The organism is Stenotrophomonas sp. STEN009 (assembly GCF_056760395.1).
On record NZ_JBRRES010000008.1, the window covers coordinates 57551 to 80676 of the forward strand.

20 protein-coding genes are annotated in these 23126 nt (G+C 68.0%); 13 read left to right on the plus strand and 7 right to left on the minus strand.

From position 1 onward, the window contains the following. Positions 1–6 precede the first annotated feature (6 nt). Positions 7–294 (minus strand): hypothetical protein, encoded by a 288-nt coding sequence (locus tag ACVOMM_RS05675; RefSeq protein ID WP_053517182.1) that lies wholly within the window; start codon positions 292–294, stop codon positions 7–9. A 204-nt stretch (positions 295–498) separates the two neighbouring features. Between ACVOMM_RS05675 and ACVOMM_RS05680 the strand changes: the two genes are divergently transcribed. Both ACVOMM_RS05680 and ACVOMM_RS05685 read left to right on the plus strand, forming a co-directional pair. Then, on the plus strand, positions 499–1392 hold the full coding sequence (locus ACVOMM_RS05680; RefSeq protein WP_053517184.1) for an NAD-dependent epimerase/dehydratase family protein: 894 nt from the start codon (positions 499–501) through the stop codon (positions 1390–1392). A gap of 210 nt (positions 1393–1602) precedes the next feature. Further along, on the plus strand, positions 1603–4137 hold the full coding sequence (locus ACVOMM_RS05685) for a methyl-accepting chemotaxis protein (RefSeq protein WP_481525978.1): 2535 nt from the start codon (positions 1603–1605) through the stop codon (positions 4135–4137). A gap of 79 nt (positions 4138–4216) precedes the next feature. Here ACVOMM_RS05685 and ACVOMM_RS05690 read toward each other — a convergent pair whose 3' ends face one another. Beyond that, positions 4217–4603 carry a DUF2628 domain-containing protein gene (locus ACVOMM_RS05690; protein ID WP_065174483.1) on the minus strand — a complete coding sequence of 129 codons (387 nt, stop codon included), beginning with the start codon at positions 4601–4603 and terminating at the stop codon, positions 4217–4219. Positions 4604–4818: 215 nt separating this feature from the next. On the opposite strand from ACVOMM_RS05690, the gene ACVOMM_RS05695 reads away from it, so the two are divergent. The 6 genes from ACVOMM_RS05695 to hemC all read left to right on the plus strand — a co-directional run bounded on the left by ACVOMM_RS05695 (position 4819) and on the right by hemC (position 10938). Further along, a complete protein-coding gene (locus ACVOMM_RS05695) occupies positions 4819–4989 on the plus strand; it encodes a hypothetical protein (RefSeq protein ID WP_164972337.1) in 171 nt (56 codons plus the stop codon). A gap of 383 nt (positions 4990–5372) precedes the next feature. Continuing rightward, positions 5373–7298, plus strand: coding sequence for a glucans biosynthesis glucosyltransferase MdoH (mdoH, locus tag ACVOMM_RS05700; RefSeq protein ID WP_262218941.1), 1926 nt, complete (start codon positions 5373–5375; stop codon positions 7296–7298). A gap of 50 nt (positions 7299–7348) precedes the next feature. Then, positions 7349–8008 carry an alpha/beta hydrolase gene (locus ACVOMM_RS05705; RefSeq protein ID WP_065174484.1) on the plus strand — a complete coding sequence of 220 codons (660 nt, stop codon included), beginning with the start codon at positions 7349–7351 and terminating at the stop codon, positions 8006–8008. A 3-nt stretch (positions 8009–8011) separates the two neighbouring features. After that, complete coding sequence (locus tag ACVOMM_RS05710) at positions 8012–9055, plus strand: sensor histidine kinase (protein ID WP_053517194.1); 1044 nt, start codon at positions 8012–8014, stop codon at positions 9053–9055. Positions 9056–9065: 10 nt separating this feature from the next. Continuing rightward, positions 9066–9797 carry a LytR/AlgR family response regulator transcription factor gene (locus tag ACVOMM_RS05715; protein ID WP_053517196.1) on the plus strand — a complete coding sequence of 244 codons (732 nt, stop codon included), beginning with the start codon at positions 9066–9068 and terminating at the stop codon, positions 9795–9797. Between the two features lie 229 nt (positions 9798–10026). Next, positions 10027–10938: a hydroxymethylbilane synthase gene (gene hemC, locus ACVOMM_RS05720; protein WP_053520328.1), complete on the plus strand. Its 912-nt coding sequence runs from the start codon at positions 10027–10029 to the stop codon at positions 10936–10938. 68 nt (positions 10939–11006) lie between these two features. On the opposite strand, the gene ACVOMM_RS05725 is transcribed toward hemC, so the two are convergent. Then, positions 11007–11783 (minus strand): DUF481 domain-containing protein, encoded by a 777-nt coding sequence (locus ACVOMM_RS05725; protein WP_481525979.1) that lies wholly within the window; start codon positions 11781–11783, stop codon positions 11007–11009. Positions 11784–11889: 106 nt separating this feature from the next. After that, positions 11890–12492, minus strand: a complete 603-nt coding sequence (locus ACVOMM_RS05730; protein WP_053520326.1) for a LolA family protein — start codon at positions 12490–12492, stop codon at positions 11890–11892. An 83-nt stretch (positions 12493–12575) separates the two neighbouring features. On the opposite strand from ACVOMM_RS05730, the gene ACVOMM_RS05735 reads away from it, so the two are divergent. Together ACVOMM_RS05735 and ACVOMM_RS05740 are read left to right on the plus strand one after the other, a co-directional pair. Beyond that, positions 12576–13547, plus strand: coding sequence for a helix-turn-helix transcriptional regulator (locus ACVOMM_RS05735; protein ID WP_053520325.1), 972 nt, complete (start codon positions 12576–12578; stop codon positions 13545–13547). A 25-nt stretch (positions 13548–13572) separates the two neighbouring features. Next, complete coding sequence (locus ACVOMM_RS05740) at positions 13573–14367, plus strand: MetQ/NlpA family ABC transporter substrate-binding protein (protein ID WP_065175202.1); 795 nt, start codon at positions 13573–13575, stop codon at positions 14365–14367. Positions 14368–14440: 73 nt separating this feature from the next. Here ACVOMM_RS05740 and glpK read toward each other — a convergent pair whose 3' ends face one another. The 3 genes from glpK to ACVOMM_RS05755 all read right to left on the minus strand — a co-directional run bounded on the left by glpK (position 14441) and on the right by ACVOMM_RS05755 (position 18308). Beyond that, entirely contained in the window at positions 14441–15940 is a 1500-nt protein-coding gene (gene glpK, locus ACVOMM_RS05745) for a glycerol kinase GlpK (RefSeq protein WP_065181792.1), read from the minus strand. A gap of 63 nt (positions 15941–16003) precedes the next feature. Then, positions 16004–17515, minus strand: coding sequence for a glycerol-3-phosphate dehydrogenase (gene glpD / locus ACVOMM_RS05750; protein ID WP_053520329.1), 1512 nt, complete (start codon positions 17513–17515; stop codon positions 16004–16006). Positions 17516–17672: 157 nt separating this feature from the next. After that, positions 17673–18308: an OmpW/AlkL family protein gene (locus ACVOMM_RS05755; RefSeq protein WP_481525980.1), complete on the minus strand. Its 636-nt coding sequence runs from the start codon at positions 18306–18308 to the stop codon at positions 17673–17675. A 187-nt stretch (positions 18309–18495) separates the two neighbouring features. On the opposite strand from ACVOMM_RS05755, the gene ACVOMM_RS05760 reads away from it, so the two are divergent. The 3 genes from ACVOMM_RS05760 (at position 18496) to lpdA (ending at position 22807) form a co-directional block, all read left to right on the plus strand. Beyond that, positions 18496–19011, plus strand: coding sequence for a DNA-deoxyinosine glycosylase (locus tag ACVOMM_RS05760; protein ID WP_053518745.1), 516 nt, complete (start codon positions 18496–18498; stop codon positions 19009–19011). A gap of 167 nt (positions 19012–19178) precedes the next feature. After that, on the plus strand, positions 19179–20891 hold the full coding sequence (gene aceF, locus ACVOMM_RS05765; protein ID WP_180876806.1) for a dihydrolipoyllysine-residue acetyltransferase: 1713 nt from the start codon (positions 19179–19181) through the stop codon (positions 20889–20891). A gap of 107 nt (positions 20892–20998) precedes the next feature. Then, the gene (gene lpdA / locus ACVOMM_RS05770) at positions 20999–22807 is read left to right on the plus strand and encodes a dihydrolipoyl dehydrogenase (RefSeq protein WP_065175199.1); all 1809 of its coding nucleotides are present in this window, start codon (positions 20999–21001) and stop codon (positions 22805–22807) included. Positions 22808–23126: the final 319 nt, after the last annotated feature.

The following is a 23126-nucleotide window of genomic DNA, read 5'->3' on the forward strand; positions in this document are numbered from 1 at the left end:
CGTCGCTCAGTCCTGCTGACCCGGTTCGTCGCGGCCCTGTGGACCTTGATCGGACTGCTGGCGCTGCTGTTGTGCGCGGGCGTGGCGTGCATGCCCGCCTTCGCGACCGATCGCGGCCATGTGCTGGCGATCGCGGCTGATGGCTTCGCCTCCTTTGCGGCCGGCAATGCGCGCCTCGGCGGGACTGAATTCATGGGCGTTGCCGGAGGCATGGGCGGCGCGCCCACCCTTGGCGGCGATCGCGCGCTGCATGCGCTGGTCCATCGACGCGAACCCGCGGTTGCTGCTGGCCATAGGGGATCTCTCTCGGCGTGGCGGAGCCTCATGCTTGCGGACGGCAGGCTAACGGTACGTCCGCAGATGGCGCGTGGTCTTCACGTTCTGCCTGCCTGTCGTTGACGCTGCACTTGCGCAGCGCCGCTATCGCCCTGGACACAGGCCACGCCTAGAATCGGTTCATCCCGGTAGCTCCCGGGCGCTGTTGAGTGAATGGACTCAATGAAGATTCTGTTGACCGGAAGTTCCGGGCGGATCGGGCGCGCGATCTTCGGCGCGTTGGCGGCCACCCATGAAGTCATCGGGCTGGATCGCAGCCCGTTCGCCACCACACGCATCATTGCCGATGTCACCAACACGAAGGCACTGGAGCGTGCCGTGCGCGGCGTGGATGCGGTGATCCACACCGCTGCGCTGCATGCACCGCATGTCGGGCTGGTGCCGGACACGGTGTTCCAGCAGATCAACGTGGAGGCGACCGCGCAGCTGCTGCGGCTGGCGCGTGACGCCGGCGTCGGACGCTTCGTGTTGACCAGCACCACCGCCCTGTATGGCCATGCCGTGGTGGCAGGCGGTTGTCGCTGGATCGACGAAGACACTGAACCCCTGCCCAGGACCATCTACCACCGCACCAAGCTGCAGGCCGAGGCGCTGGCCGAAGCCGCGGCATCGGAGGCATTCGCCGTGCGCGTGCTGCGCATGGGCCGCTGCTTCCCCGAGCCTCCCGAGCGCATGGCGATGTTCCGCCTGCACCGGGGCCTGGATGCACGCGATGTGGCCAGCGCGCATGCCGCGCTGCTGCACAACGGGGGCGCACCGTTCCAGCGCTACATCGCCTGCGCGCCGACCCCCTTCCGGCGCGAGGACTGTCTGGAACTGGCCACCCAGCCACGCCGGGTGCTGGCGCGGCGCGCACCGCAGCTGCTGGCCGAGTTCGAGCGCCGCGGCTGGCCACTGCCGCTGAGCATCGACCGCGTGTACGACGGCAGCCGTGCGGTTGCGGTGCTGGGCTGGCAGCCGCGCTACGGTCCGGACGATGTACTGCAGCAGTACGCGGCAGGCAGCATCGAAGTGCTGCCACGCACGCAGTGGTTGAAGGACCGGGTGGTCGAGTAGGTTCGCCGCACGTATGAGCCATCCCAAACTGAGTGCATTCAGCTTGACGCAGGGCAACGGCTCAACCCCGCCGCGGAACGGCCGCTAACCCGGTGCGCCCTTGCGGTGCCGGGCATCGCCCGGCTCAGACAGGTCGCCGCGCGAGGGATCGCGCACCAGCGCGGCGCCAACGCGGTGCCGGATGTCCTGACCTGCCTTGCGGACCCTCCCATGCCGTCTTCCCGCTCCGCCGCTGCCCGTCGTCCGGGCAGCATCGCCCACAAGCTGATGCTGGGCACCGCCGCCATCGCGCTGTTGTGCTTCGGCCTGACCGCCTTTCTGATCTACCGCCAGGCCAGTGCCAGCCTGATCAACGCGTCGCGGCAGACCATGGCCAGCGAGGCGCATGCCGAAGCGCGCCAGGTTGCGGCCGATCTGGGCACCGCCTTCGCCAGCAACGATGCCATGGTCGAGGCCGTCCTGGCCCAGCGCGCGCGGGGCGACCAGCCTGATCGTGCCAGCCTGGCGGCCGTGCTCGGCGAACAGCTGCGCGCGCACCCGGAGTGGCTGGGCAAGAGCACCATGTGGGAGGCCGATGCCTTCGATGGCAAGGACGCGGAGTTCGTCAACAGCGAGGCCCATGACGCCACCGGTCGCTACATGAGCTACTGGGCCTGGCAGGATGGCAAACCGCAGCAGTCGGTGATGACCGACTACACCGACACCGCCAGCGGTTCCGGTGACTGGTACATGGGGCCGAGCCGCGACAAGCTGCCCAAGGTGAGCGAGCCCTATGCCTATGAGATCGCCGGCCAGAAGGTGCTGATGAGCACCCTGAGCACGCCCATCGTGGAGAACGGCACGTTCCTCGGCGTGTTCACCGTCGATTTCTCGCTGGCGGCGCTGCAGAAGCATCTGGCGACGCTTGCGCCGATGGGAGCAGGCCGCGTTGAACTGCTTTCGCCCAAGGGCGTAGTCCTGGCTTCGGCCGACGCCGCCGAGATCGGCAAGCCGCGCACCGATGCCTTCACCCGCGACATGCTGGCCGGAATCGCGGCCGACAGGACCGTCGAAGCGTTCGAGCCGGATGCCGCCGGCAATGTGCGCCTGTACGTGCCACTGCGGGTTGGCGATGCCCCGCAGCGCTTCGCGCTGGGTGTGGTGGTGCCGCATGCCATTATCGTGGCCGAGGCTCGCCAGCTGCTGTGGCTGACGCTGCTGGTCGGCGTGCTGGCCGCGCTGACATTGAGCGCCGGTGTCTACCTGCTGCTGCGTCACCTGGCGATCCGGCCGCTGGCGCAGGCGGTACGCATTGCAGGTGACGTGGCGGCGGGCAAGCTGGACACCGCGCTGCCGGCGCGCGGCAACGATGAGGTCGGGCGCCTGCTCGAGGCGATGCAGGGCATGCGGGGACAGCTGCAGGCGGTGATGGCGGCGCAGGCGGAGATGGCACGCCGCCATGATGCGGGCGAGCTCAGTTACCGGATGGACGCGGCGGCCTTCCCGGGGGAGTACGGTCGCATGGTGGCCGACAGCAATCAGCTGGTGGCGTCCAGCAATGCGGTCACCCAGCGGCTGGTGGACGTGATGCAGCGCTACGCGGTGGGCGATCTGAGCGTGGACATGGAGCCGCTGCCGGGCGAGAAGGCGGTGTTCACCGCCGCCATGGCCACCACCAAGAGCAACCTTGCGGCGATCAACGAGCAGATCCAGCAGCTGGCCGCCGCTGCTGCCGCCGGCGACTTTGCCGTGCGTGGTGACAGTGAGCGGTTCGAGCACGATTTCCGCCGCATGGTGACCACGCTGAACGCGATGATGCAGGCCAGCGACCACAACCTCGCGGCGCTTTCCACGCTGCTGCGCGCCATCGCCGCCGGCGACCTCAGTGCACGCATGCAGGGCGACTTCCATGGTGTGTTCGCGGTGATGCGCGACGATGCCAACAGCACCGCGCAACAGCTGACCCATATCGTCGGCCAGATCCAGCAGTCAGCGGCGAGCATCCGCCTGGCGGCCGGCGAGATCGCCGCTGGCAACAGCGATCTGTCGCGTCGCACAGAACTGCAGGCGGCCAACCTGGAAGAAACGGCAGCGTCGATGGAGGAGTTGACCTCCACCGTGCGCCAGAATGCCGATCATGCCCTGCAGGCGAACACGTTGGCCGCATCGGCGGCGGACGTGGCCAGCGAAGGCGGAAAGGTGGTCGGCCAGGTGGTACAGACCATGCAGCAGATCGAAACCTCATCGCAGCGCATCGCCGAGATCATCTCGGTGATCGACGGCATCGCCTTCCAGACCAACATCCTGGCCCTGAACGCCGCCGTTGAGGCCGCGCGTGCGGGCGAGCAGGGACGCGGCTTCGCCGTGGTGGCCAGCGAAGTGCGTGCGCTGGCCCAGCGCTCGGCCGCAGCGGCGAAGGAAATCAAGGGACTGATCGACGCATCGGTGGCCCAGGTCGGCAGCGGTGCGCAGCTGGTGCACCGCGCAGGCAACACCATGCAGGAGATCGTCGGCCAGGTCGGGCGGGTCAACGAGATCATGGCCGAGATCTCGGCCGCCTCGCGCGAGCAGTCGGCCGGCATCGAGCAGGTCAACCAGACCGTGGTGCAGATGGATGAAACCACCCAGCAGAATGCGGCACTGGTGGAAGAGGCCAGTGCTGCCGCGCGCGCGATGGAAGAGCAGGCCGAGCAGCTTGCGGTGGCGGTGTCCCGCTTCCGGCTGCAGTCGGCCACGGGCACGACGGCCACGCTGCGCGCGGCCTGACGCCGGAAACGAAGACGCCCGGCGGGGGCCGGGCGTCGGTTGCATCCTTGCCGCGCGTCCTTGCGCAGGTCTGAGTGGCTCAGAACATTCCTTCAAACGGGTTCCAGCGGATCCGGCCTTCTACCTTCTCCAGGTAATAGCTGTAGTTGGTGCTGGAGGCGACCAGGACATTGAAGGCGATGAACACCGCGCGGCCGACGATGTCGGGCAGGAACATCGTGATGGCCGCCAGGGCGATGGCGATGCCGATCACCACCAGCGCCTTGCGCCACATGCCCAGGATCAGCAGGTAGATGGGGCCGAAGAACAGGGCAAAGATGTTCAGGTTGATCTTCAGGCGGTCGCCGAAGGACAGGGCCCGCCAGGCCTGCTTGAAGCCGGGCTCCTTGGGCGCGCCGTGCTGGCGGTAGAAGTTGAAGCGGAATTGCCACTTGGGGCTGAAGTGGGTGAGGTCGACGGTATTCATGGGAGGAACTTCCCTGTGAGAAAACGTTTTCATGCTACCGGAAATGCCTATTCAGGATCCAGCGCTGCGTGCCTGGAACGTGACACATGCCCTTTGCAGGCGCAGGCCTCACCGGCTTGCACGTCACCCATCCGCCTTGTTTTTAGGATAGGGTGCGCAGTTCCGCTGCCGCCCGGTTGGACCCGCGCGGCAGCGGGGATGTCCACGGAGGTTGCATGACCACACCCGCTACACCGGAAAACGCACCGGGACCGGTGCTTCTGCCCACACCCGAAGTGGTGCAGGCCCAACAACTGCTCGCCCGCCAGCAACTGGCGGTGGCGATGGACCGTGCGCGCACCGCTGCCCTGCAGGACGCGGCCGGCGTCGTCCTGCAGGACGAGTAACGCGCGCTGCTGAAGTACGATCGATCGCGTTGGCCCCGCCGCCAGCGCGACCGCCGAGGGATGTGTCGCCGCCCGTTTTGCTCGATCCAATTGCGGTCGATCCGGCAGGCCGTCGGCAGCCTCGCCTGCTGTTTGCTGAATGGGGAGAAATCCCGGCGTAGGCCTTCGCACCCGGCTTACATGTAGCGGCCTAGACTGGGCCGCATTTTCGATTCCGCCCCGTTGGAGATCGTGTGGGTTCCGGTAGTGACAGACAGCGACTGCGCGGCCTCAGGCCGACGCAGCCAGGACAAGTGCGGGCGCCGGGAAGGCGCGCCGGGAACCTTCGTGCATGCAGCCTGGCCCGGACGGCCGGCCATGCCGACTGCGCGGAGTAGGCGCCGATGGGGGTGCAGACCATCCATGCGGAGGCGGAATCGGCCGGGCCTGACGCCGGCTGGGCGCTGCTGCCTGCCGAAGTGCCCTTGCCGATGCCCGAGCAGACCCTGCGCGAAGGGCAGCTCAGGGTGCGCCGGCACCGCACCTCGCCACGCCTGATCGGCCTGCGTCGGCTGTACATCCTGGGCGGCACGCTGGTGATGACGGCAGCGGCCACCCGGATGATGTGGCGGGTGTTGTCGGTCAACGGCATCAGCGTGCTCGAAGCCTGCCTGCTGGTGCTGTTCGTGGGCCTGTTCGCCTGGATCGCGCTGTCGTTCGCCAGCGCGGTGGCAGGCTTCCTCACCGCCGTGTTCGACCGTGGCTATCGCCTGGGCATTGATCCGGACAAGCCGCTGCCCACCGTGCACAGCCGCACGGCGCTGCTGATGCCGACCTACAACGAGGATCCGCGCCGGCTGCTGGCCGGCCTGCGTGCGATCTACGAATCGGTGGCGGCCACCGGCCAGCTGGAGCGTTTCGACTTCTTCGTGCTCAGTGACACCCGCCGTGACGATATCGCGCGGGCCGAAGAGCAGGTCTTCGCCGAGCTCCGCGAGCAGGTGCCCGACGGCCGCGTGCGGCTGTTCTACCGCCGTCGTGGCGACAACAGTGGCCGCAAGGCGGGCAACATCGCCGACTGGGTGCGCCGCTTCGGCGGGGCCTACCCGCAGATGCTGATCCTGGACGCCGACAGCCTGATGACCGGCGACAGCATCGTGCGCCTGGTGGCCGGCATGGAACACAACGCTGACGTCGGCCTGATCCAGACCCTGCCGTCGGTGATCGGCGGACGCACCCTGTTCGCCCGCATGCAGCAGTTCGGTGGCCGCGTCTACGGGCCGGTGATCGCCCGGGGCGTGGCCTGGTGGCACGGCGCTGAAAGCAACTACTGGGGCCACAACGCCATCATCCGCACCCGTGCCTTCGCCGACCATGCCGGCCTGCCATCGCTGCCTGGGCGCAAGCCGTTCGGCGGCCACGTGCTCAGCCACGACTTCGTCGAAGCCGCGCTGATGCGGCGTGGCGGCTGGGCCGCGCACATGGTGCCGTACCTGGGGGGCAGCTATGAGGAAGGCCCGCCGACCCTGACCGACCTGCTGGTGCGCGACCGCCGCTGGTGCCAGGGCAACCTGCAGCACGGCAAGGTGGTCGGCAGCCGCGGCCTGCACTGGATCAGCCGCATGCACATGCTGATCGGCATCGGCCACTACTTCACTGCGCCCATGTGGGCGATGCTGATGCTGATCGGCATCGCCATCCCGCTGTTCCAGGAAGGCATCGACTTCAATGCCGTGCTGCACCTGGCGCCCGGCGTGTACTGGCGCGCGCAGGACGAGCAGCAGGTGGTGCGCCTGTTCGCCGCCACCATGGCGGTACTGCTGATGCCCAAGGTGCTGGGCTACCTGGCGATGCTGCTGGACCCGGTGGATCGTCGTGGCTGCGGCGGTGCGTTCCGTGCCTTCGTGTCGATGCTGGTGGAGACCGTGCTGGCGGCACTGATGGCGCCGGTGGTCATGTATGTGCAGTCCCGCGGCGTGGCCGAAGTGCTGTCCGGACGCGACTCGGGGTGGGACGCCCAGCAGCGCGACGACGGTGGCATTTCCTGGATGGCGCTGGTGCGCGGTTACGGCGGCCTGGGCCTGTTCGGCGCCTTCATGGGCGTGCTGGCCTGGCTGGTCTCGCCGTCGCTGGCGGCATGGATGGCGCCGGTGGTGATCGGCATGGTGCTGGCCATCCCGGTGGTCGCACTGACCTCGTCGCGCGGTCCCGGTGCGTTCCTGCACCGGCTGGGCCTGCTCGACATCCCCGAGGAGAACATTCCGCCGCCGGTGCTGGTACGCGCCGCGCAGCTGCGCCGGGAAGCGGCCGAACAGCCACCGCTGTACTGATCGCCCCACACCGGCGGCATAATGCGGCTCGCATCTGAAGGAGCCGCAACATGCTGCAAACGGTGGAACAGGAAACCGGCGCCTCGCCGCAGTGGTCGGTGATCTGGCTGCACGGCCTCGGCGCCGATGGCCATGACTTCGCCCCGATCGTTCCGGAGCTGGTGCGTCCGCACTGGCCGGCGCTGCGCTTCGTGTTCCCGCACGCCCCGGTGCGGCCGATCACGATCAACAACGGCGTGCCGATGCGCGGCTGGTACGACATTGTCGGCATGGATTTCCGTTCCCGCGCCGACATGGCCGGCGTGCGCGAATCGGTGGCCCAGGTAGAGGCCCTGATCGCCCGCGAGATCGAGCGGGGCATCACGCCGGAGCAGATCTTCCTGGCCGGCTTCTCGCAGGGGGGCGCGATCATTCTTACCGCCGCGCTGTCGCGCACGGCGCCGCTGGCCGGGCTGATCGCGCTGTCCACCTACCTGCCCGACGCGGACAGCGCCGAGCGCGTGGCTACCGCAGTGGACGTGCCGGTGTTCATGGCCCACGGCAGCGGCGACCCGGTCATTCCGCAGGCGGTAGCCGCACACAGCGCGCAGGCGCTGCGCGCGTTGGGCCTGCAGGTGCAGTGGCACAGCTACCCGATGGCGCACCAGGTCTGTGCCGAGGAGATCGATGCCCTGGGTGACTGGCTGCAGGAACGCCTGGGCGTCGCCTGACCCATGTCACCGGCCAGCACGCCTCCCTGGATGCCGGAACTGTGCCGCCTGCGGCGGCTGGCGGCGATGCTCGGCCTGGCCGAGCTGGTGGTGGTGCTGCTGGCCCTGGCGCCCGATGGCAGCCGTCACTGGACGGTGGGCGAGCTGCTTTCGGCCAGCGGTTTCGCACTCTGGCTGGCGCTGGCGGTGACCGCCAGCCTGTGCATGCTGCGGCAGGCGCTGTCGAGGCTGCCACCGCTGCTGGGCGCCGCTGCGGCGATCGCACTGGCGGCGCTGATCGCCGTGGTCTGCGCGGGCATCATCCACGCGCTGTATGCCGTGCTGGGCGACAGCTTCGCCCGTGGCATCAGCTTCTGGCGCTTCACCCTTGGCAGTGCGGCCACCAGCGCACTGATCAGCGCGCTGGCCCTGCGCTACTTCTACGTGAGCGACCGCTGGGCCGCGCAGGTGCAGGCCAACGCACGTGCACAGGCCGACGCACTGCAGGCCCGGATCCGTCCGCATTTCCTGTTCAACAGCATGAACCTGATCGCCAGCCTGCTGCATCGCGATCCGGCGGTGGCCGAACGCGCCGTGCTGGACCTGTCCGATCTGTTCCGCGCGGCGCTGGGGGCGGGCGATGGAGACTCCACCCTGCAGGCCGAATGCGAGCTGGCCGAGCGTTACCTGTCGATCGAGTCGCTGCGCCTGGGAGAGCGCCTGCAGGTGCATTGGCAGCGTGACGAGCCGCTGCCGTGGGAGCAGCCGCTGCCGCGGCTGGTGTTGCAGCCACTGGTGGAAAACGCGGTGCTGCATGGCATTTCGCGGTTGCCGGAAGGTGGCACCGTCGAGCTGCACGTGGCGCGCGAAGGCAACGAGCTGCACATCCGCGTACGCAATCCCGCTCCCGATCCACAGATGCCGGGGCTGGCCCTGGCCCGCGGCGCCGGGCATGCCCAGCACAGCATCGGTCATCGCCTGGCGTGGCGCTTCGGCAGTGCCGCACGGATGACGGCCGGCTGGAGCGAGGGCTACTATGCCTGCCAGGTGACGGTGCCGATCCAGTGAGGGAACGATCGTGAGGGTAGTCATCGCCGATGACGAACCGCTGGCGCGCGAGCGCCTGCGCAGCCTGCTGGCGGCGCAGGAGGGGGTGGACGTGGTGGCCGAGGCCGGTAACGGCGAGCAGGCCCTGCACGCCTGCGCGGAACTGCAGCCGGACCTGGTGCTGCTGGACATTGCGATGCCCGGACTGGATGGGCTGGAAGCGGCCCGTCACCTGGCCAGCTTCGAGCCACGCCCGGCGGTGGTGTTCTGTACGGCATATGACGCGCATGCCTTGTCGGCATTCGAAGCGGCGGCCATCGACTACCTGATGAAGCCGGTGCGTGCCGAGCGGCTGGCAGCGGCCATCGCGCGCGCACGGACCTTTCTGGCCGGGCGCGGGGGGCAGCCACAGCACGACGCGGGGCAACAGGCACGCAGCATGCTGTGCGCCCGGCTGCGGGGCAGCCTGCGGCTGATTCCACTGGATGACATCCATTACCTGCAGGCCGAGGAAAAGTACGTGGTGGTGCACCACGCGCGTGGTGAGGACCTGATCGAGGAGTCGCTGAAGTCGCTGGAGGAGGAATTCGCCAGCCGCTTCGTGCGCATCCACCGCAACTGTCTGGTGGCGCGGCACGAACTGGTGGAACTGCGTCGTGGCGTGGGCGGGCAGGTGCAGGCGGTGCTCCGGCATGGCAAGCAGCCGCTGGAGGTCAGCCGCCGCTGTGTGGCGACGCTGAAGCAGGAACTGCGGCATCTGTGAGTGTCCGGGGGGGGGGGGGGGGGCGCGGGGGGGGGGGGGGGGGGGGGCGCGCCGGGGGCCCCGGCGCCCCGCGGGCGCCTCCCCGCGCCCCCGGGGCGGTCCGGCGCCCCCCCCCCCCCCCCCCCCCCCCCCCCGGCCAAGCACGGCTGTTGCTTCAGCCTTGTCCCCAGCCAGCCACGAGGGGCTCCGCCGTTGGCCGTATCCGCGCCGAAGGCGCGATAATGACCGGATGGAAACCGTCCGCATCGCCACCCGCAAGAGCCCGCTCGCCCTCTGGCAGAGCGAACACGTCGCCGACCGCCTCCGCCAGGCCCATCCCGGCCTGCACGTGGAGCTGGTCCCGATGAGCACGCGCGGCGATGAAGTGCTCGACCGCTCGCTGGCCGCCATCGGTGGCAAGGGCCTGTTCCTGAAGGAACTGGAGCTGGCCATCCTGCGCGGCGACGCCGACTGCGCCGTGCATTCGCTGAAGGATGTGCCGATGGAACTGGATGCGCCGTTCGTGCTGCCGGCCATGCTGCCCCGTCATGACCCGGCCGACGGCTTCGTCTCCAACCTCTATGCCTCGCTTGATGCGTTGCCCATCGGCGCGCGCGTCGGCACGTCCTCGCTGCGCCGCCAGGCCCAGCTGCGTGCGCTGCGCCCGGACCTGGAACTGCTGGACCTGCGTGGCAACGTCAATACGCGCCTGGCCAAGCTCGACAACGGGGGCTACGACGCCATCGTGCTGGCCGTCGCCGGGCTGGAGCGCCTGGGACTGGGCGATCGGATCGTGCTGCGCCTGCAGCCGCCGCACTGGCTGCCGGCGCCGGCGCAGGGCGCGGTGGCCGTGGAGTGCGACGGCAGCAATGCGCCGCTGATGGCCTTGTTCGCTGCGCTCGATGACGCCGCGACACGCGCCTGCGTGGAAGCGGAGCGGGCAATGAACCGCGCGCTGCATGGCAGCTGCCATGTGCCGGTGGCGGCGATCGCGCAGTGGCAGGGGCAGGACCTGCACCTGCAGGGGCTGGTCGGCAGCGCCAGCGATGGCCGTGCGGTGCGCGCCGAAGGCGTGGGCCCGGCCAGCGACCCGGACGCGCTGGGCCAGCGCGTGGCGCAGAGGCTGCTCGATGGCGGGGCGGGTGAGCTGCTGAACGCCTGACCCGGCCGATTCCCTCGGCCAGGCGCTGCGGAACAGAAACGAAAACGGGCGCCAGGCGCCCGTTTCGCTTATTTGAACTTGTAGACCACGTTCATGGTGGTCAGCGTATCGGTCTTGCGCTTGTCCACCGCGACGTCGCTGTTGTAGCGGGCCTGCCAGCCGGCCTTCAAGGCCAGGTGTTCATTCATGCTCACCGACAGGCCGAAATCGTTCTGGCCGAAGGTGTTGTACGACCCCGATTCGACCAGCAGCGTGTTGACCAGATCGGTGTTCTCGGTAAGCGAGTACTTCATGTCGAACAGGCCACGACCGATCAGCCCGGTACGGGTGCGATCATCCTCGGTGCTGTGGGTGCGGCGCACACCGGGGCCGACCTGGGCATCGAAATAGAAGCGCTCGGTACTCCACAGACGGGTGCCGTAACCCAGACCGAACGAGCTCTGGCGGTCGTAGGTGGCGAAGTCATCGCGCTCGGTACGCACCGTGGCGGTCAGCTGGCGGTGCTCGCCCAGCTGCAGCGCGCTGCCGGCGCTGCCGGTGTAGCGGTTGGCGGTGGTGTTGTTGCGGCGGGTGGTGGTGCCGTCGTTGTTGGTCTCGGTCACCTTGGAGCTGGAACGCAGGCCGAACAGGTCCATGCTGTGCACCCAGTCACCGTCGGTGTAGCGCAGGCGCAGGCGGCCGTTGAAGCTCTCGGTGCTGCTGTTGCCGCGTGCCGAGGCGAAGCCGAGCTCGCCGCCGCTGCCGCTCCAGGGCGAGGACATCGCCGCCAGTTCGGATGCATCCTGCGCGTACGCCAGCGGGGCGCAGAGCAGCAGGGGAATCAGCAGGGACACGCGCAGGGACATCGAGACTTCTCCGAAGCGGTTAACAACCCGTGATGATACTGGAAGCGTGATGGCCGTCCGCCCCATGGCGCTGGCCGCTTCAGCAGGCGTTGTCACCGCTCCCCATTCAGGGCAGCTCGATGCGGACGGAGGGGTCGTTGAAGCGCGAATAGCGCAGGCGCAGCTGGAACACCTTGCCGTTGCTGCTGCCGCTGCGCACGATCTGGCGTGGCAGGCCCTGCCCATCCACCCAGTACTCCAGGCGCTCGCCGGGGCCGGCGCCACGCAGCCGGTAGCGCCGGGTCTGGACCCCGTCCAGCGTTTGGCTGCCCAGATCCTCGGCCTGCAGCGCCGCGGGCGCGACGTCGGCCGGCAGCGGCGTCCGCCATTGCTCGAGCAGACCGGGCGGCGTCGGCACCTGGCGGATGGCCCCGTCGGCCTGCAGGAACATCGTGTCACCGATGATGGTCTGTGCACCGGCCGCCGTCTGTACCCGGAATCGGTCCGGGGCCACGAAGTCCATCGCACTGCGGACCGGCTGTGGCGTACCCAGCACTTCCAGTTCCGCGTGGAAGCTGCGCAGGGCGGCGAACCGTTGGCTGGCGGCCAGTACCGCCTGCGCCGGGTCGGCCTGCGGAACGACCGCGTCGCCGCCGGACGGCGCTGGGGGGCGACCACAGGCAGCCAGCAGCAGGCAGGCCAGCAGGGGCAGGGCGGGCAACCGGCGCATGGAAGGGCTTTCGCAGAGGGCGGGGCGCCCACGATAGCCCAAACCCCCCACACAAGACCCGCGACTCGGACATAATCGGGGGCATGGACCGATACGAACGCATCACCGCCCTGCATCGTCTGCTCAAGTCCGCGCGCTATCCGGTGACGGTGGCGACCCTGCAGGACAAGCTCGGTTGTTCCCGTGCCACCGTCTACCGCGACCTGGCGTTCCTGCGCGACGCGCTGATGGCGCCGATCGAGGGCGATGGTGAGGCCGGCTTCCGCTATCACGCCGACGAAAGCGACCGCTTCGAACTGCCCGGCCTCTGGCTCAGCTCGGAGGAGCTGCATGCCCTGCTGGCATCGCAGCACCTGCTGGCCCGTACCGGCGGGGGCGTGCTGTCTTCGGTGCTGGCACCGCTGCAGCAGCGCATCGAAAGCCTGCTGGCCGCGCAGGCGGGGGTCTCCAGCTGGCCGGTGGACCGGGTGCGGGTCATTCCGCATCGCGGCCGCAAATTCGACGAAGGCAGCTTCCGCAGCGTGGCTTCGGCCGTGCTCGAGCGGCGCCAGCTGGGCTTCGAGTACCGCGCCCGTTCCACCGACGAACCGACCAAGCGCACTGTTTCGCCGCAGCGCCTGACCCACTACCGCGACAACTGGTACCTCGATGCGTGGGACCACGACCGCGAGGCCCTCCGCAGCTTCGCGGTGGACCGGATCCACAAGGCGCGGGTGATCGACCACACGGCCCGTGACGTGGCCGACAGCGAACTGGACGAGCAGCTGGGTGCCAGCTACGGCATTTTCTCCGGTGCGCCGAAGGGCTGGGCCACCATCCTGTTCAGCGCCAAGGCTGCGCGCTGGGTCGCCGATGAGCACTGGCATTCCAAGCAGCAGGGCCGTTTCCTGGCCGACGGCCGCTATGAACTGAAAGTGCCTTACAGCGTGTCACGCGAACTGCTGATGGATGTGCTGCATTACGGCTCGGATGCCGAGATCGTCGAACCGACGATGCTGCGCGAGCAGGCCAAGGCGCTGCTCGAGCTGGCCCTGAGCAACTACGATAGATCCTGACCTCCCCCCGAGAATCATTCCGCCCATGAAGAAGACCCTGTTGCTGCCCCTGCTCGCCGCTGCGCTGGCCCTGACCGCCTGCGGCAAGTCCGGCGAGCCTTCGCAGAAGCTGGTGGTGGCCGCCACGGCCGTGCCGCACGCCGAAATCCTCGAGGTGGTCAAGCCGATCCTCAAACAGGAAGGCGTGGAACTGGACGTGCGCGTGTTCAACGACTACGTGCAGCCCAACGACCAGCTGGTGCAGAAGCAGGTGGACGTGAACTACTTCCAGACCGAGCCGTACCTGGACGCCTACAACCGCGACCGCAAGACCGATCTGGTGACGGTGATCGGCGTGCACATCGAGCCGTTCGGCGCATACTCGCGCAAGATCAAGTCGCTGGCCGAACTGCGCGAAGGCGCGGATGTGGTCATCCCGAACGATCCGAGCAACAACAGCCGGGCGCTGATCCTGCTGCACAAGGCCGGCGTGATCGAGCTGAAGGATCCGACCAATGCGCTGGCAACCCAGCGCGACATCGTCTCCAATCCGAAGCAGCTGAAGTTCCGCGAGCTGGATTCGGCGATGCTGCCCCGCGTACTGGATCAGGTGGACCTGGCCCTGATCAACACCAACTATGCATTGGATGCGGGTCTGAACCCGACCCGGGATGCGCTGGCGATCGAGAGCAAGGACTCGCCGTACGTGAACTTCCTGGTGGCCCGGCCCGACAACAAGGATGATGCGCGCGTGCAGAAGCTGGCCAAGGCGCTCACCAGCGCACAGGTGAAGGCGTTCATCGAGACCAAGTACAAGGGTGCCGTGCTGCCGGCGTTCTGATGTTGGGGTAGCGCCGATCCATGCCCGGCGGATTGGGGATTGATTCGCCGGGCATGGCCCGGCGCTGCCGCCCTCAATCGACGTGGAAGGCCAGGGTGGCGGCGACCGCCTGCTGCCACCCGGCATACAGCGTCTCGCGCCGTGCTGCCGGCATCTGCGGCTCGAAACGGCGGTCCAGTCCCCATTGCGCGGCGATCTGTTCGCGGCTTTCCCAGAATCCCACCGCCAGCCCGGCCAGGTAGGCCGCGCCCAGCGCCGTGGTCTCGGTCAGCCGTGGCCGCAGCAGCGGAACGCCCAGAATGTCGGCCTGGAAGCTGGCAAGGAAGTCGTTGCCGATCGCGCCGCCGTCGGCACGCAGCTCGCTCAGGCCGATACCTGCATCGGACTGCATGGCATCGAGTACATCGCGGGTCTGGTAAGCCATTGCTTCCAATGCTGCACGCACGAAGTGCGACCTGCTGGTGCCCCGGGTCAGGCCGAACATCGCTCCACGCACGTCGCTGCGCCAGTAAGGCGCACCCAGGCCCACGAACGCCGGCACCAGATAGACGCCAGCGCTGTCGCCGACCTTCGCGGCCAGCGCCTGGCTGTCGCTGGCCCGATCGATCATGCGCAGGCCGTCGCGCAGCCACTGCACCACCGAGCCGGCGATGAAGATCGACCCCTCCAGTGCGTACTCCACGCGCCCGTCCAGGCCCCAGGCGATGGTGGTCAGCAGGCCATTGTGCGAACGCACGGCCTGCGTTCCGGTGTGCATCAGCATGAAGCAGCCGGTGCCGTAGGTGTTCTTCACCATGCCCGGCTGGAAGCAGGCCTGGCCGAACAGCGCGGCCTGCTGGTCGCCAGCGATACCGGCGATCGGAATCGGGTGGTCGAAGAAGAACTGCGGCCGGGTGTGCGCGTACACCGCGCTGGAGTCACGCACCTGCGGCAGCATGGCGCGCGGAATGTCCAGCAGCGCGAGCAGCTCGTCGTCCCAGTCCAGGGTGTGGATGTTGAACAGCAGCGTGCGTGCGGCGTTGCTGTAGTCCGTCACGTGTGCCTGGCCGCCACTGAGATTCCAGACCAGCCAGCTGTCGATGGTGCCGAACAGCAGTTCGCCACGCTCCGCGCGCTGTTGTGCGCCTTCCACGTGATCGAGGATCCAGCGCACCTTGGTGGCCGAGAAGTAGGCATCGATCAGCAGGCCGGTGCGTTCACGGATCAGCGCTTCGTGCCCCTGCGAGCGCAACCGCTCGCAGATGGCCTGGCTTTGCCGGGACTGCCAGACGATGGCGTTGTGGATCGGCTGGCCCGTGGCGCGTTCCCAGACCACGGTGGTCTCGCGCTGGTTGGTGATGCCCAGTGCGGCGATGTGGCGCGGGTCGATCTGTTCGCGGCTGAGCAGCTCGGTCAGCGTGGCGTAGACGCTGGTGAGGATCTCGCGCGGGTCATGTTCCACCCAACCGGGCTGCGGGAAAATCTGGGCGAACTCACGTTGCGCGCTGCCGACGATGTCGCCGGCGTGATCGAACAGGATCGCGCGCGAACTGGTGGTGCCCTGATCGATGGCCAGCACGTAGCGGGGCGTCATGCGGCGTCTCCGGTAGCGATGGGGAAATCCTACTGCATCGGCAGCGACGGGCCATGCCGGGTGTCACCGCGATCGGCCGGGCATGGCCTGGTGCTGCTGTTCCTCCAACCAGTCCTGCAGGCGTGCCACCTGTGCGGTGTCCAGCCGCAGTCCCAGCTTGCTCCGCCGCCACAGTATGTCCTCGGCGGTATGCGCCCATTCGTGATCGCGCAGGAACACGACCTCATGGGCGTGCAGCCCACCGCCGAAGTGTTCGCCGAGATCGTCCATGCCCTGCACCCCGTGCAGCAGCTCGGTGCTGCGGCTGCCATAGGCCTCGGCCCAGCGCCGCGTAGTGTCCTCAGGCAACCACGGTGCGAGTCTCCGCAGGTGAGAGCGTGCCTGCACGGCATCGCCCCAGTCGCTGCCCGGCAGGGGCGTCCCGGCTGCCGTCCATGCCGGCCCCATCTGCGGCAGGTGGGGCCGCAGCAGATCCAGCGCTTCTTCGGCCAGAACGCGGTAGGTGGTCAGCTTCCCCCCCAGCACGTGCACGGCGGGCGCGCCCTGCACCTGCAACTGCAGACGATAGTCGCGGCTGAGTCGTGCCGCGCGCGGATCCGGGTCGGCCAGCAGCGGGCGCACGCCGGCAAACTGCCAGACCACCTCCGTCGCCGTGATCGGCTGGCGCAGATAGCGGTTGGCTGCCTCGCACAGGTATGTCACTTCCGAAGGCAGCACGTGGCAGCGCGCCGGATCGCCCTGATAGTCGGTGTCGGTGGTACCCACCAGCAGGTGGTCGTGGGTGAAGGGCAGCAGGAATACGACCCGTCCGTCGGGCTGCTGCAGCAGGCAGGCGCTGTCATCGGGCCAGGGCCGGCGCAGCACGATGTGGCTGCCCTGCACCAGGCGCAGGGCCGGTGTGCCGCTGCGCGCCTGCATGCGTTGCAGCAGGCCTCCGGCCCAGGGACCGGCCGCGTTGGCCACGGCATGTGCATGCACCGTCTGCTGCTGTCCCGCTGCATCGACCAGTACCGCCCGCCAGTGGCCCTGCTCGCCGTGCAGTTCGACGCAGCGGGTGCGAACCTGTACACGCGCGCCGCGTTGCGCGGCATCCAGCGCGTTGAGCAATACCAGGCGTGCATCGTCCACCTGCGCGTCGGCATAGCTGAAGGCCTGGTGCAACGATGGCGACAGCCACGTGCCCAACGGGTCGTGTGGCAGGTGCAGTGCGCGCGAAGCCGGAAACGCTGCGCCGCGATGGCCGAGGTGGTCATACAGCCACAGGCCGAGCCGCAGCATCCAGCGTGGCCGCAGGTGGGGTTCCCAGGGCAGCACGAAGCGCAGGGGCCGGACCAGGCAGGGCGCCTGCCTGCGGAGCACATCGCGTTCGCCGAGCGCCTTGCGCACCAGGCCGAACTCGCCCTGTTCCAGGTAGCGCAGCCCACCATGGACCAGCTTGCTGCTGGCGCTGGAGGTATGTGACGCAAGATCGTGCTGCTCGCAGAGCAGCACGCGCAGGCCGCGGCCTGCGGCATCGCGCGCGATGCCGGCGCCGTTGATGCCACCTCCGATCACCAGCAGGTCGATGTTGTCCATCACGATCACCGGCCTTCCGTCCTTTGCAGAGTCAAGCCCTGCTCGACGTCCGGAAAAAAGCAGTCGAGCACGACCCGACTCTACACAGAACGCGGGTGACGGAAACGACGACGGGCCCGAAGAGCCCGTCGCGTACAGACAGTGAAGCAGACGGTGCTTAGAAGCGGGCGCCGATACCCACGCCGACAGTCCACGGATCCAGCTTGGCTTCGCCGATCTTCTCGCCACCAACCTTCACGTCCGGGCGGGCGCGCATGTAGCGGGCATCAGCACGGGCGAACCAGGTGGAGTTGATGTTCATGTCGACGCCGACGGTGCCGATCACGCCCTTGGCATCCTTCAGGCGGATGTCGGAGCTGCTGCCGTCAGCCAGCGATTCGTTGCTGAAGGCCGACTGGAAGTAGCCCACGCCCACGAACGGGCGGAACACGTTGTCGGCCTGGCCGAAGTGGTACTGGCCGCTCAGCGCGACCGGCTGCTGCTCGACGCTGCCCAGGCGGGTGTTGCCCGGACCCTTGACGCGGTGATCGAACTTGTCGGCAGCGCCCCACAGCTCAACGGCCCAGTTGTCGTTGACGTAGTAGCTGAAGCTGACGGTCGGCGCCGGGCCGCCATCGAGCTTCTTGACGCCGGTGATCGGATCATTCTTCGGCTGCAGCAGCGTGACGCCGCCAACCACGGCAAAATGCTTGCCCGAGGCGGTGTCGGTGGTGCTGCTGTTCTGGGCGAAAGCGGCCGGCGCGAAGGCGGCGGAGGTCAGCAGGGCGAGACTCAGGATACGGATGGAGCGCATGGGGGTATCTCCTAATGTTTCTTGTTTTTGGGCCCCCGGTTGCGGGGCGAGCACACCGTAGTCGCCTCAACATGAATCGAATCCGACGCGCGTTAAAAAATAGTTCGCTCTGTTCAGCGATGAGTTCGAAAAGCCTGTTTTCATGGGGTTTTTGCTCTGGAGGAATGTTCATGCAGTTGCACAAACCGTGAGCGCGCCAACGCTCTGCACCGGCCTGCCCGCGCAGGTGAACACGCGATCGCGCGTGTTGCTGCTTGGTTCGATGCCGGGTGCTGCGTCGCTGCACGCTGGCCAGTACTACGCGCATCCACGCAATCGTTTCTGGCCGCTCATGTCCGATATCTGCGGCTTTGACGCCGGTTTGCCCTATCCGCAACGCATGCGCGCGCTGAACGCCGCCGGTGTCGGGGTGTGGGATGTGATCGGCCGATGCGAGCGCCGGGGCAGCCTGGATGCGGACATCGTGCGTGGCACGGAAGTGGCCAACGCGCTGCCGGAACTGATCGCCCTGCTGCCTGAGCTGCAGCTGATCGGCTGCAATGGTGCTGCGTCGATGCAGGCATTCCAGCGCTGGGTGCTGCCTGTCCTGGGGGCGCCACCGCGTGTGCTGGCGCTGCCCTCGACCAGCCCGGCCAATGCGGCCTGGTCGCTGCAGCGCCTGCGTCAGGCATGGCAGCCGGTGGCCGATGCACTGGCGACATGAAGCGGACATCGTGCGGACAATACGCTACCCACTGGAGGTGCCTGCGCCCCATGGGCAACAGCGTGTCCCGGCTGCGTGCGTACTGAAAACACCTGTAACGGTTGGCGCTGGCCCCCGCTGGCCGCACAATAGACGTTTCCCTACACCAGATTGCCGGAGTTATCCCCATGGCCGAAATCAAGGAAGCACTTGTCCCCGATATCGGTGACTACAGCGATATCCCGGTAATCGAGGTGCTTGTCGCCGTTGGCGATACGGTCAGGAAGGACCAGGGCCTGGTGACGCTGGAAAGCGACAAGGCGACCATGGAAGTGCCGTCTTCGGTGGCCGGTGTGGTCAAGGAGATCAAGGTCAAGGTGGGTGACACCCTGTCCGAGGGCAAGGTCGTGGCGCTGATCGAAGTGGCGGCAGACGAGGCCGCAGCGCCGGCCGCTCCGGCCCCGGCCCCGGCCAAGGCCGCTGCCCCGGCGGCTGCCACCCAGAGCGCCCCGGCCCCGGCGGCTGCCGCGCCGGCCGCCCCGGCTGCCGGTGGCGGTGCGGTTGAAGCCCGGGTGCCGGACATCGGCGATTACACCGACATCCCGGTCATCGAAGTGCTGGTCGCCGTGGGCGACACCGTCAAGAAGGATCAGGGCCTGGTCACGCTGGAAAGCGACAAGGCGACCATGGAAGTGCCGTCCTCGGTGGCCGGTGTGGTCAAGGAACTGAAGGTCAAGGTGGGGGACACCCTGTCGCAGGGCAATGTGGTGGCCATCATCGAAGCCGAGGGTGCTGCTGCGCCGGCGCCGACCCGCGAAGCGGCTGCGGCGGCCCCGGCCGCTGCCGAGACCGCCACCAAGGTCGAGCCGGTCGCTGTGCCCGCCCAGCCGGACAAGCTGGCGGCTCGTGAGATCGCGTCGGCCGGCGCTCCGTCCAGCCCGCCCGTACAGTTCAACGCCGATGGCGTGCTGCCGGCCAAGGTGCCGTATGCCACCCCGGCGGTGCGCGTGTTCGCCCGCGAGCTGGGCGTGGACCTGCTGCAGATCAGCGGTACCGAGAAGGGCGGGCGCATCACCAAGAGTGACGTGCAGAAATTCGTCAAGGCCGCGCTCAGTGGTGGCGTTCCGGCCGCGGGCGGCACCGCTGCCGCCGCAGGCGGTGGGCTGAACCTGCTGCCGTGGCCGAAGGTCGATTTCAGCAAGTTCGGCGAGACCGAAGTGCAGCCGCTGTCGCGCATCAAGAAGATCTCCGGCGCGAACCTGGCCCGCAACTGGGCGATGATTCCGCACGTCACCCAGTTCGACCAGGCCGACATCACCGATCTGGAAGCACTGCGCGTGGCACTGAACAAGGAGAACGAGAAGGCCGGCATCAAGCTGACCATGCTCGCCTTCCTGATCAAGGCCAGCGCCGCAGCGCTGAAGAAGTTCCCGGAGTTCAACGCCTCGCTGGACGCCAGCGGCGAGAACCTGACCCTGAAGAAGTACTTCAACATCGGGTTCGCCGCCGATACGCCGAACGGCCTGGTCGTGCCGGTGATCCGCGACGTCGACAAGAAGGGCGTGGTGCAGATCGCGCAGGAAACCGGCGAGCTGGCCAAGAAGGCGCGCGACGGCAAGCTGGGCCCGGCCGACATGAGTGGCGGCTGCTTCTCGATCAGCTCGCTGGGCGGGATCGGTGGCACCGCGTTCACCCCGATCGTCAATGCGCCGGAAGTGGCCATCCTGGGCGTGTCCAAGTCCTCCATCCAGCCGGTCTGGAATGGCAAGGAATTCGCACCGAAGCTGCTGCTGCCGCTGTCGCTGAGCTACGACCACCGCGTCATCGATGGCGCCCTGGCCGCACGCTTCACCACGTACCTGTCGCAGGTACTGGCCGACATGCGTCGCGTGCTGCTGTAAGGCACCGCTTCGCCCCCACCGTGCGGCCGCTGCCCCCTGGCGCGGCCGCGTGAACAGATGCAGTGACAGCCCGCCGGCCAGCCCGGCCGGGCATGAGGAAAACCACCATGGCCACGATTGAAGTCAAGGTTCCCGACATCGGCGATTACAGCGATGTGCCGGTGATCGAAGTGTTGGTCGCCGTCGGCGACACGGTGAAGAAGGACCAGGGCCTGGTGACCCTGGAGTCGGACAAGGCCACGCTGGAAGTGCCGTCCTCGGCCGCCGGTGTGGTCAAGGAGCTGAAGGTCAAGCTCGGCGATACGCTGTCCGAGGGGGCCGTGGTGGTCCTGCTGGACACCGAAGGAGCCGCCGAGGCCCCGGCCAAGGCAGCCGCACCTGCGCCGGCGGCCGCCGCCCCGGCCAGCAAGCCGCCGGTGACCCCGTCGCATCGTGCCCCGGCCGAACCGGCCGCACCGAAGCCGGCACTGGCCAGCGGCAAGCCGGCCGACATCGAATGCGAGATGGTCGTGCTGGGCTCCGGCCCGGGCGGCTACACCGCCGCGTTCCGCGCAGCCGATGTCGGCCTGGATACGGTACTGGTCGAGCGCTACGCCAGCCTCGGCGGCGTGTGCCTCAACGTCGGCTGCATTCCGTCCAAGGCACTGCTGCATGCGGCGGCGGTCATCGATGAAGTCGCCCATGCCGGCGATTTCGGCGTGGAGTTCGGCAAGCCGACGATCACGCTGGACAAGCTGCGCCAGTACAAGGAAAAGGTCGTCAACCAGCTGACCAAGGGTCTGGCCGGCATGGCCAAGCAGCGCAAGGTGCGCAACGTGCAGGGGGTCGGTCGGTTCCTGTCGGCCAACGAGCTGGAGATCACCGCCGCTGACGGCAGCACGCAGCTGCTGCGCTTCCAGAAGTGCATCATCGCCGCCGGTTCGCAGGCGGTGAAGCTGCCGAACTTCCCGTGGGACGACAAGCGTGTGATGGATTCCACCGACGCGCTGGAGCTGGCCGAAGTGCCGGGTTCGCTGCTGGTTGTCGGTGGCGGCATCATCGGCCTGGAAATGGCGACCGTGTACGGTGCGCTGGGCAGCAAGGTTACTGTGGTCGAATTCATGGACCAGCTGATGCCGGGCGCCGACAAGGACCTGGTCAAGCCGCTGGCCGACCGCCTGAAGAAGCAGGGCATCGACGTTCACCTGAAGACCAAGGCGTCGGGCGTCACCGCCGATGCCAAGGGCATCACCGTGACCTTCGAGGCGGCCGAGGAAGGGCAGTCGCCGGCGCTGGCGCAGGGGACCTTCGACCGCGTGCTGGTCGCCGTGGGTCGTTCGCCGAATGGCAAGAAGATCGATGCCGAGAAGGCTGGCGTGCAGGTCACCGAGCGTGGCTTCATCCCGGTTGACCGGCAGATGCGTACCAACGTGCCGCACATCTTCGCCATTGGTGACATCGTCGGCAACCCGATGCTGGCCCACAAGGCCACGCACGAGGGCAAGCTGGCGGCTGAGGTGGCGGCCGGCCACAAGAAGGAGTGGGTGGCCCGCGTGATTCCGTCGGTGGCCTACACCAATCCGGAGATCGCCTGGGTGGGCGTGACCGAGACCGAGGCCAAGGCCAAGGGCCTGAAGGTCGGCGTGGCCAAGTTCCCGTGGGCGGCCAGTGGCCGCGCGATCGGCATCGGTCGCACCGAGGGCTTCACCAAGCTGATCTTCGACGAAGAGACCCACCGCATCATCGGTGGCGCGATCGTCGGTGTGCATGCCGGTGACCTGCTGGCCGAGATCGGTCTGGCCATCGAGATGGGCGCGGAAGCCGAAGACATCGGCCACACCATCCATGCCCATCCGACGCTGAGTGAATCGGTGGCGATGGCTTCGGAAATCTACGACGGCACGATCACCGATCTGTACATGCCGAAGAAGAAGTAAGGCGCTTGCGCCGGGCCATGCCCGGTGAAACGGAAAGCCCGGCGAAAGCCGGGTTTTTTGTTGGTGGCTTCTGTGGCTTCGGTGACTGTGGTCGCGAGCTTCCGGGCCGCTGCGCGGGTGGCAGGCATTTGGACACATGTCCCCCGTCGCCCGCCTGCGGCGGTCGCCTCCTCCTTTACTGTGTCCAAACGCCTGCCACCCACGCAGCGGCTCGGCGTGCGGACAGTCCAGCCACAGCGCCACTTCATCAGGCGCGCGAAGGCCTGATACGCGGAGGGAGAGGGGGCTGCGTGCGAAGTAAAGGAGGAGGTGACGGCCG

Coding starts and splice junctions, on each gene's coding strand:
- mdoH (WP_262218941.1), top strand. CDS start 5,373: ATGGGGGTGCAGACCATCCATGCGGAGGCGGAATCGGCCGGGCCTGAC.
- ACVOMM_RS05680 (WP_053517184.1), top strand. CDS start 499: ATGAAGATTCTGTTGACCGGAAGTTCCGGGCGGATCGGGCGCGCGATC.
- ACVOMM_RS05735 (WP_053520325.1), top strand. CDS start 12,576: ATGGACCGATACGAACGCATCACCGCCCTGCATCGTCTGCTCAAGTCC.
- ACVOMM_RS05730 (WP_053520326.1), bottom strand. CDS start 12,492: ATGCGCCGGTTGCCCGCCCTGCCCCTGCTGGCCTGCCTGCTGCTGGCT.
- ACVOMM_RS05710 (WP_053517194.1), top strand. CDS start 8,012: ATGTCACCGGCCAGCACGCCTCCCTGGATGCCGGAACTGTGCCGCCTG.
- ACVOMM_RS05705 (WP_065174484.1), top strand. CDS start 7,349: ATGCTGCAAACGGTGGAACAGGAAACCGGCGCCTCGCCGCAGTGGTCG.
- ACVOMM_RS05675 (WP_053517182.1), bottom strand. CDS start 294: ATGGCCAGCAGCAACCGCGGGTTCGCGTCGATGGACCAGCGCATGCAG.
- glpK (WP_065181792.1), bottom strand. CDS start 15,940: ATGACGCCCCGCTACGTGCTGGCCATCGATCAGGGCACCACCAGTTCG.
- ACVOMM_RS05690 (WP_065174483.1), bottom strand. CDS start 4,603: ATGAATACCGTCGACCTCACCCACTTCAGCCCCAAGTGGCAATTCCGC.
- ACVOMM_RS05740 (WP_065175202.1), top strand. CDS start 13,573: ATGAAGAAGACCCTGTTGCTGCCCCTGCTCGCCGCTGCGCTGGCCCTG.
- ACVOMM_RS05695 (WP_164972337.1), top strand. CDS start 4,819: ATGACCACACCCGCTACACCGGAAAACGCACCGGGACCGGTGCTTCTG.
- lpdA (WP_065175199.1), top strand. CDS start 20,999: ATGGCCACGATTGAAGTCAAGGTTCCCGACATCGGCGATTACAGCGAT.
- glpD (WP_053520329.1), bottom strand. CDS start 17,515: ATGGACAACATCGACCTGCTGGTGATCGGAGGTGGCATCAACGGCGCC.
- aceF (WP_180876806.1), top strand. CDS start 19,179: ATGGCCGAAATCAAGGAAGCACTTGTCCCCGATATCGGTGACTACAGC.
- hemC (WP_053520328.1), top strand. CDS start 10,027: ATGGAAACCGTCCGCATCGCCACCCGCAAGAGCCCGCTCGCCCTCTGG.
- ACVOMM_RS05725 (WP_481525979.1), bottom strand. CDS start 11,783: ATGTCCCTGCGCGTGTCCCTGCTGATTCCCCTGCTGCTCTGCGCCCCG.
- ACVOMM_RS05755 (WP_481525980.1), bottom strand. CDS start 18,308: ATGCGCTCCATCCGTATCCTGAGTCTCGCCCTGCTGACCTCCGCCGCC.
- ACVOMM_RS05685 (WP_481525978.1), top strand. CDS start 1,603: ATGCCGTCTTCCCGCTCCGCCGCTGCCCGTCGTCCGGGCAGCATCGCC.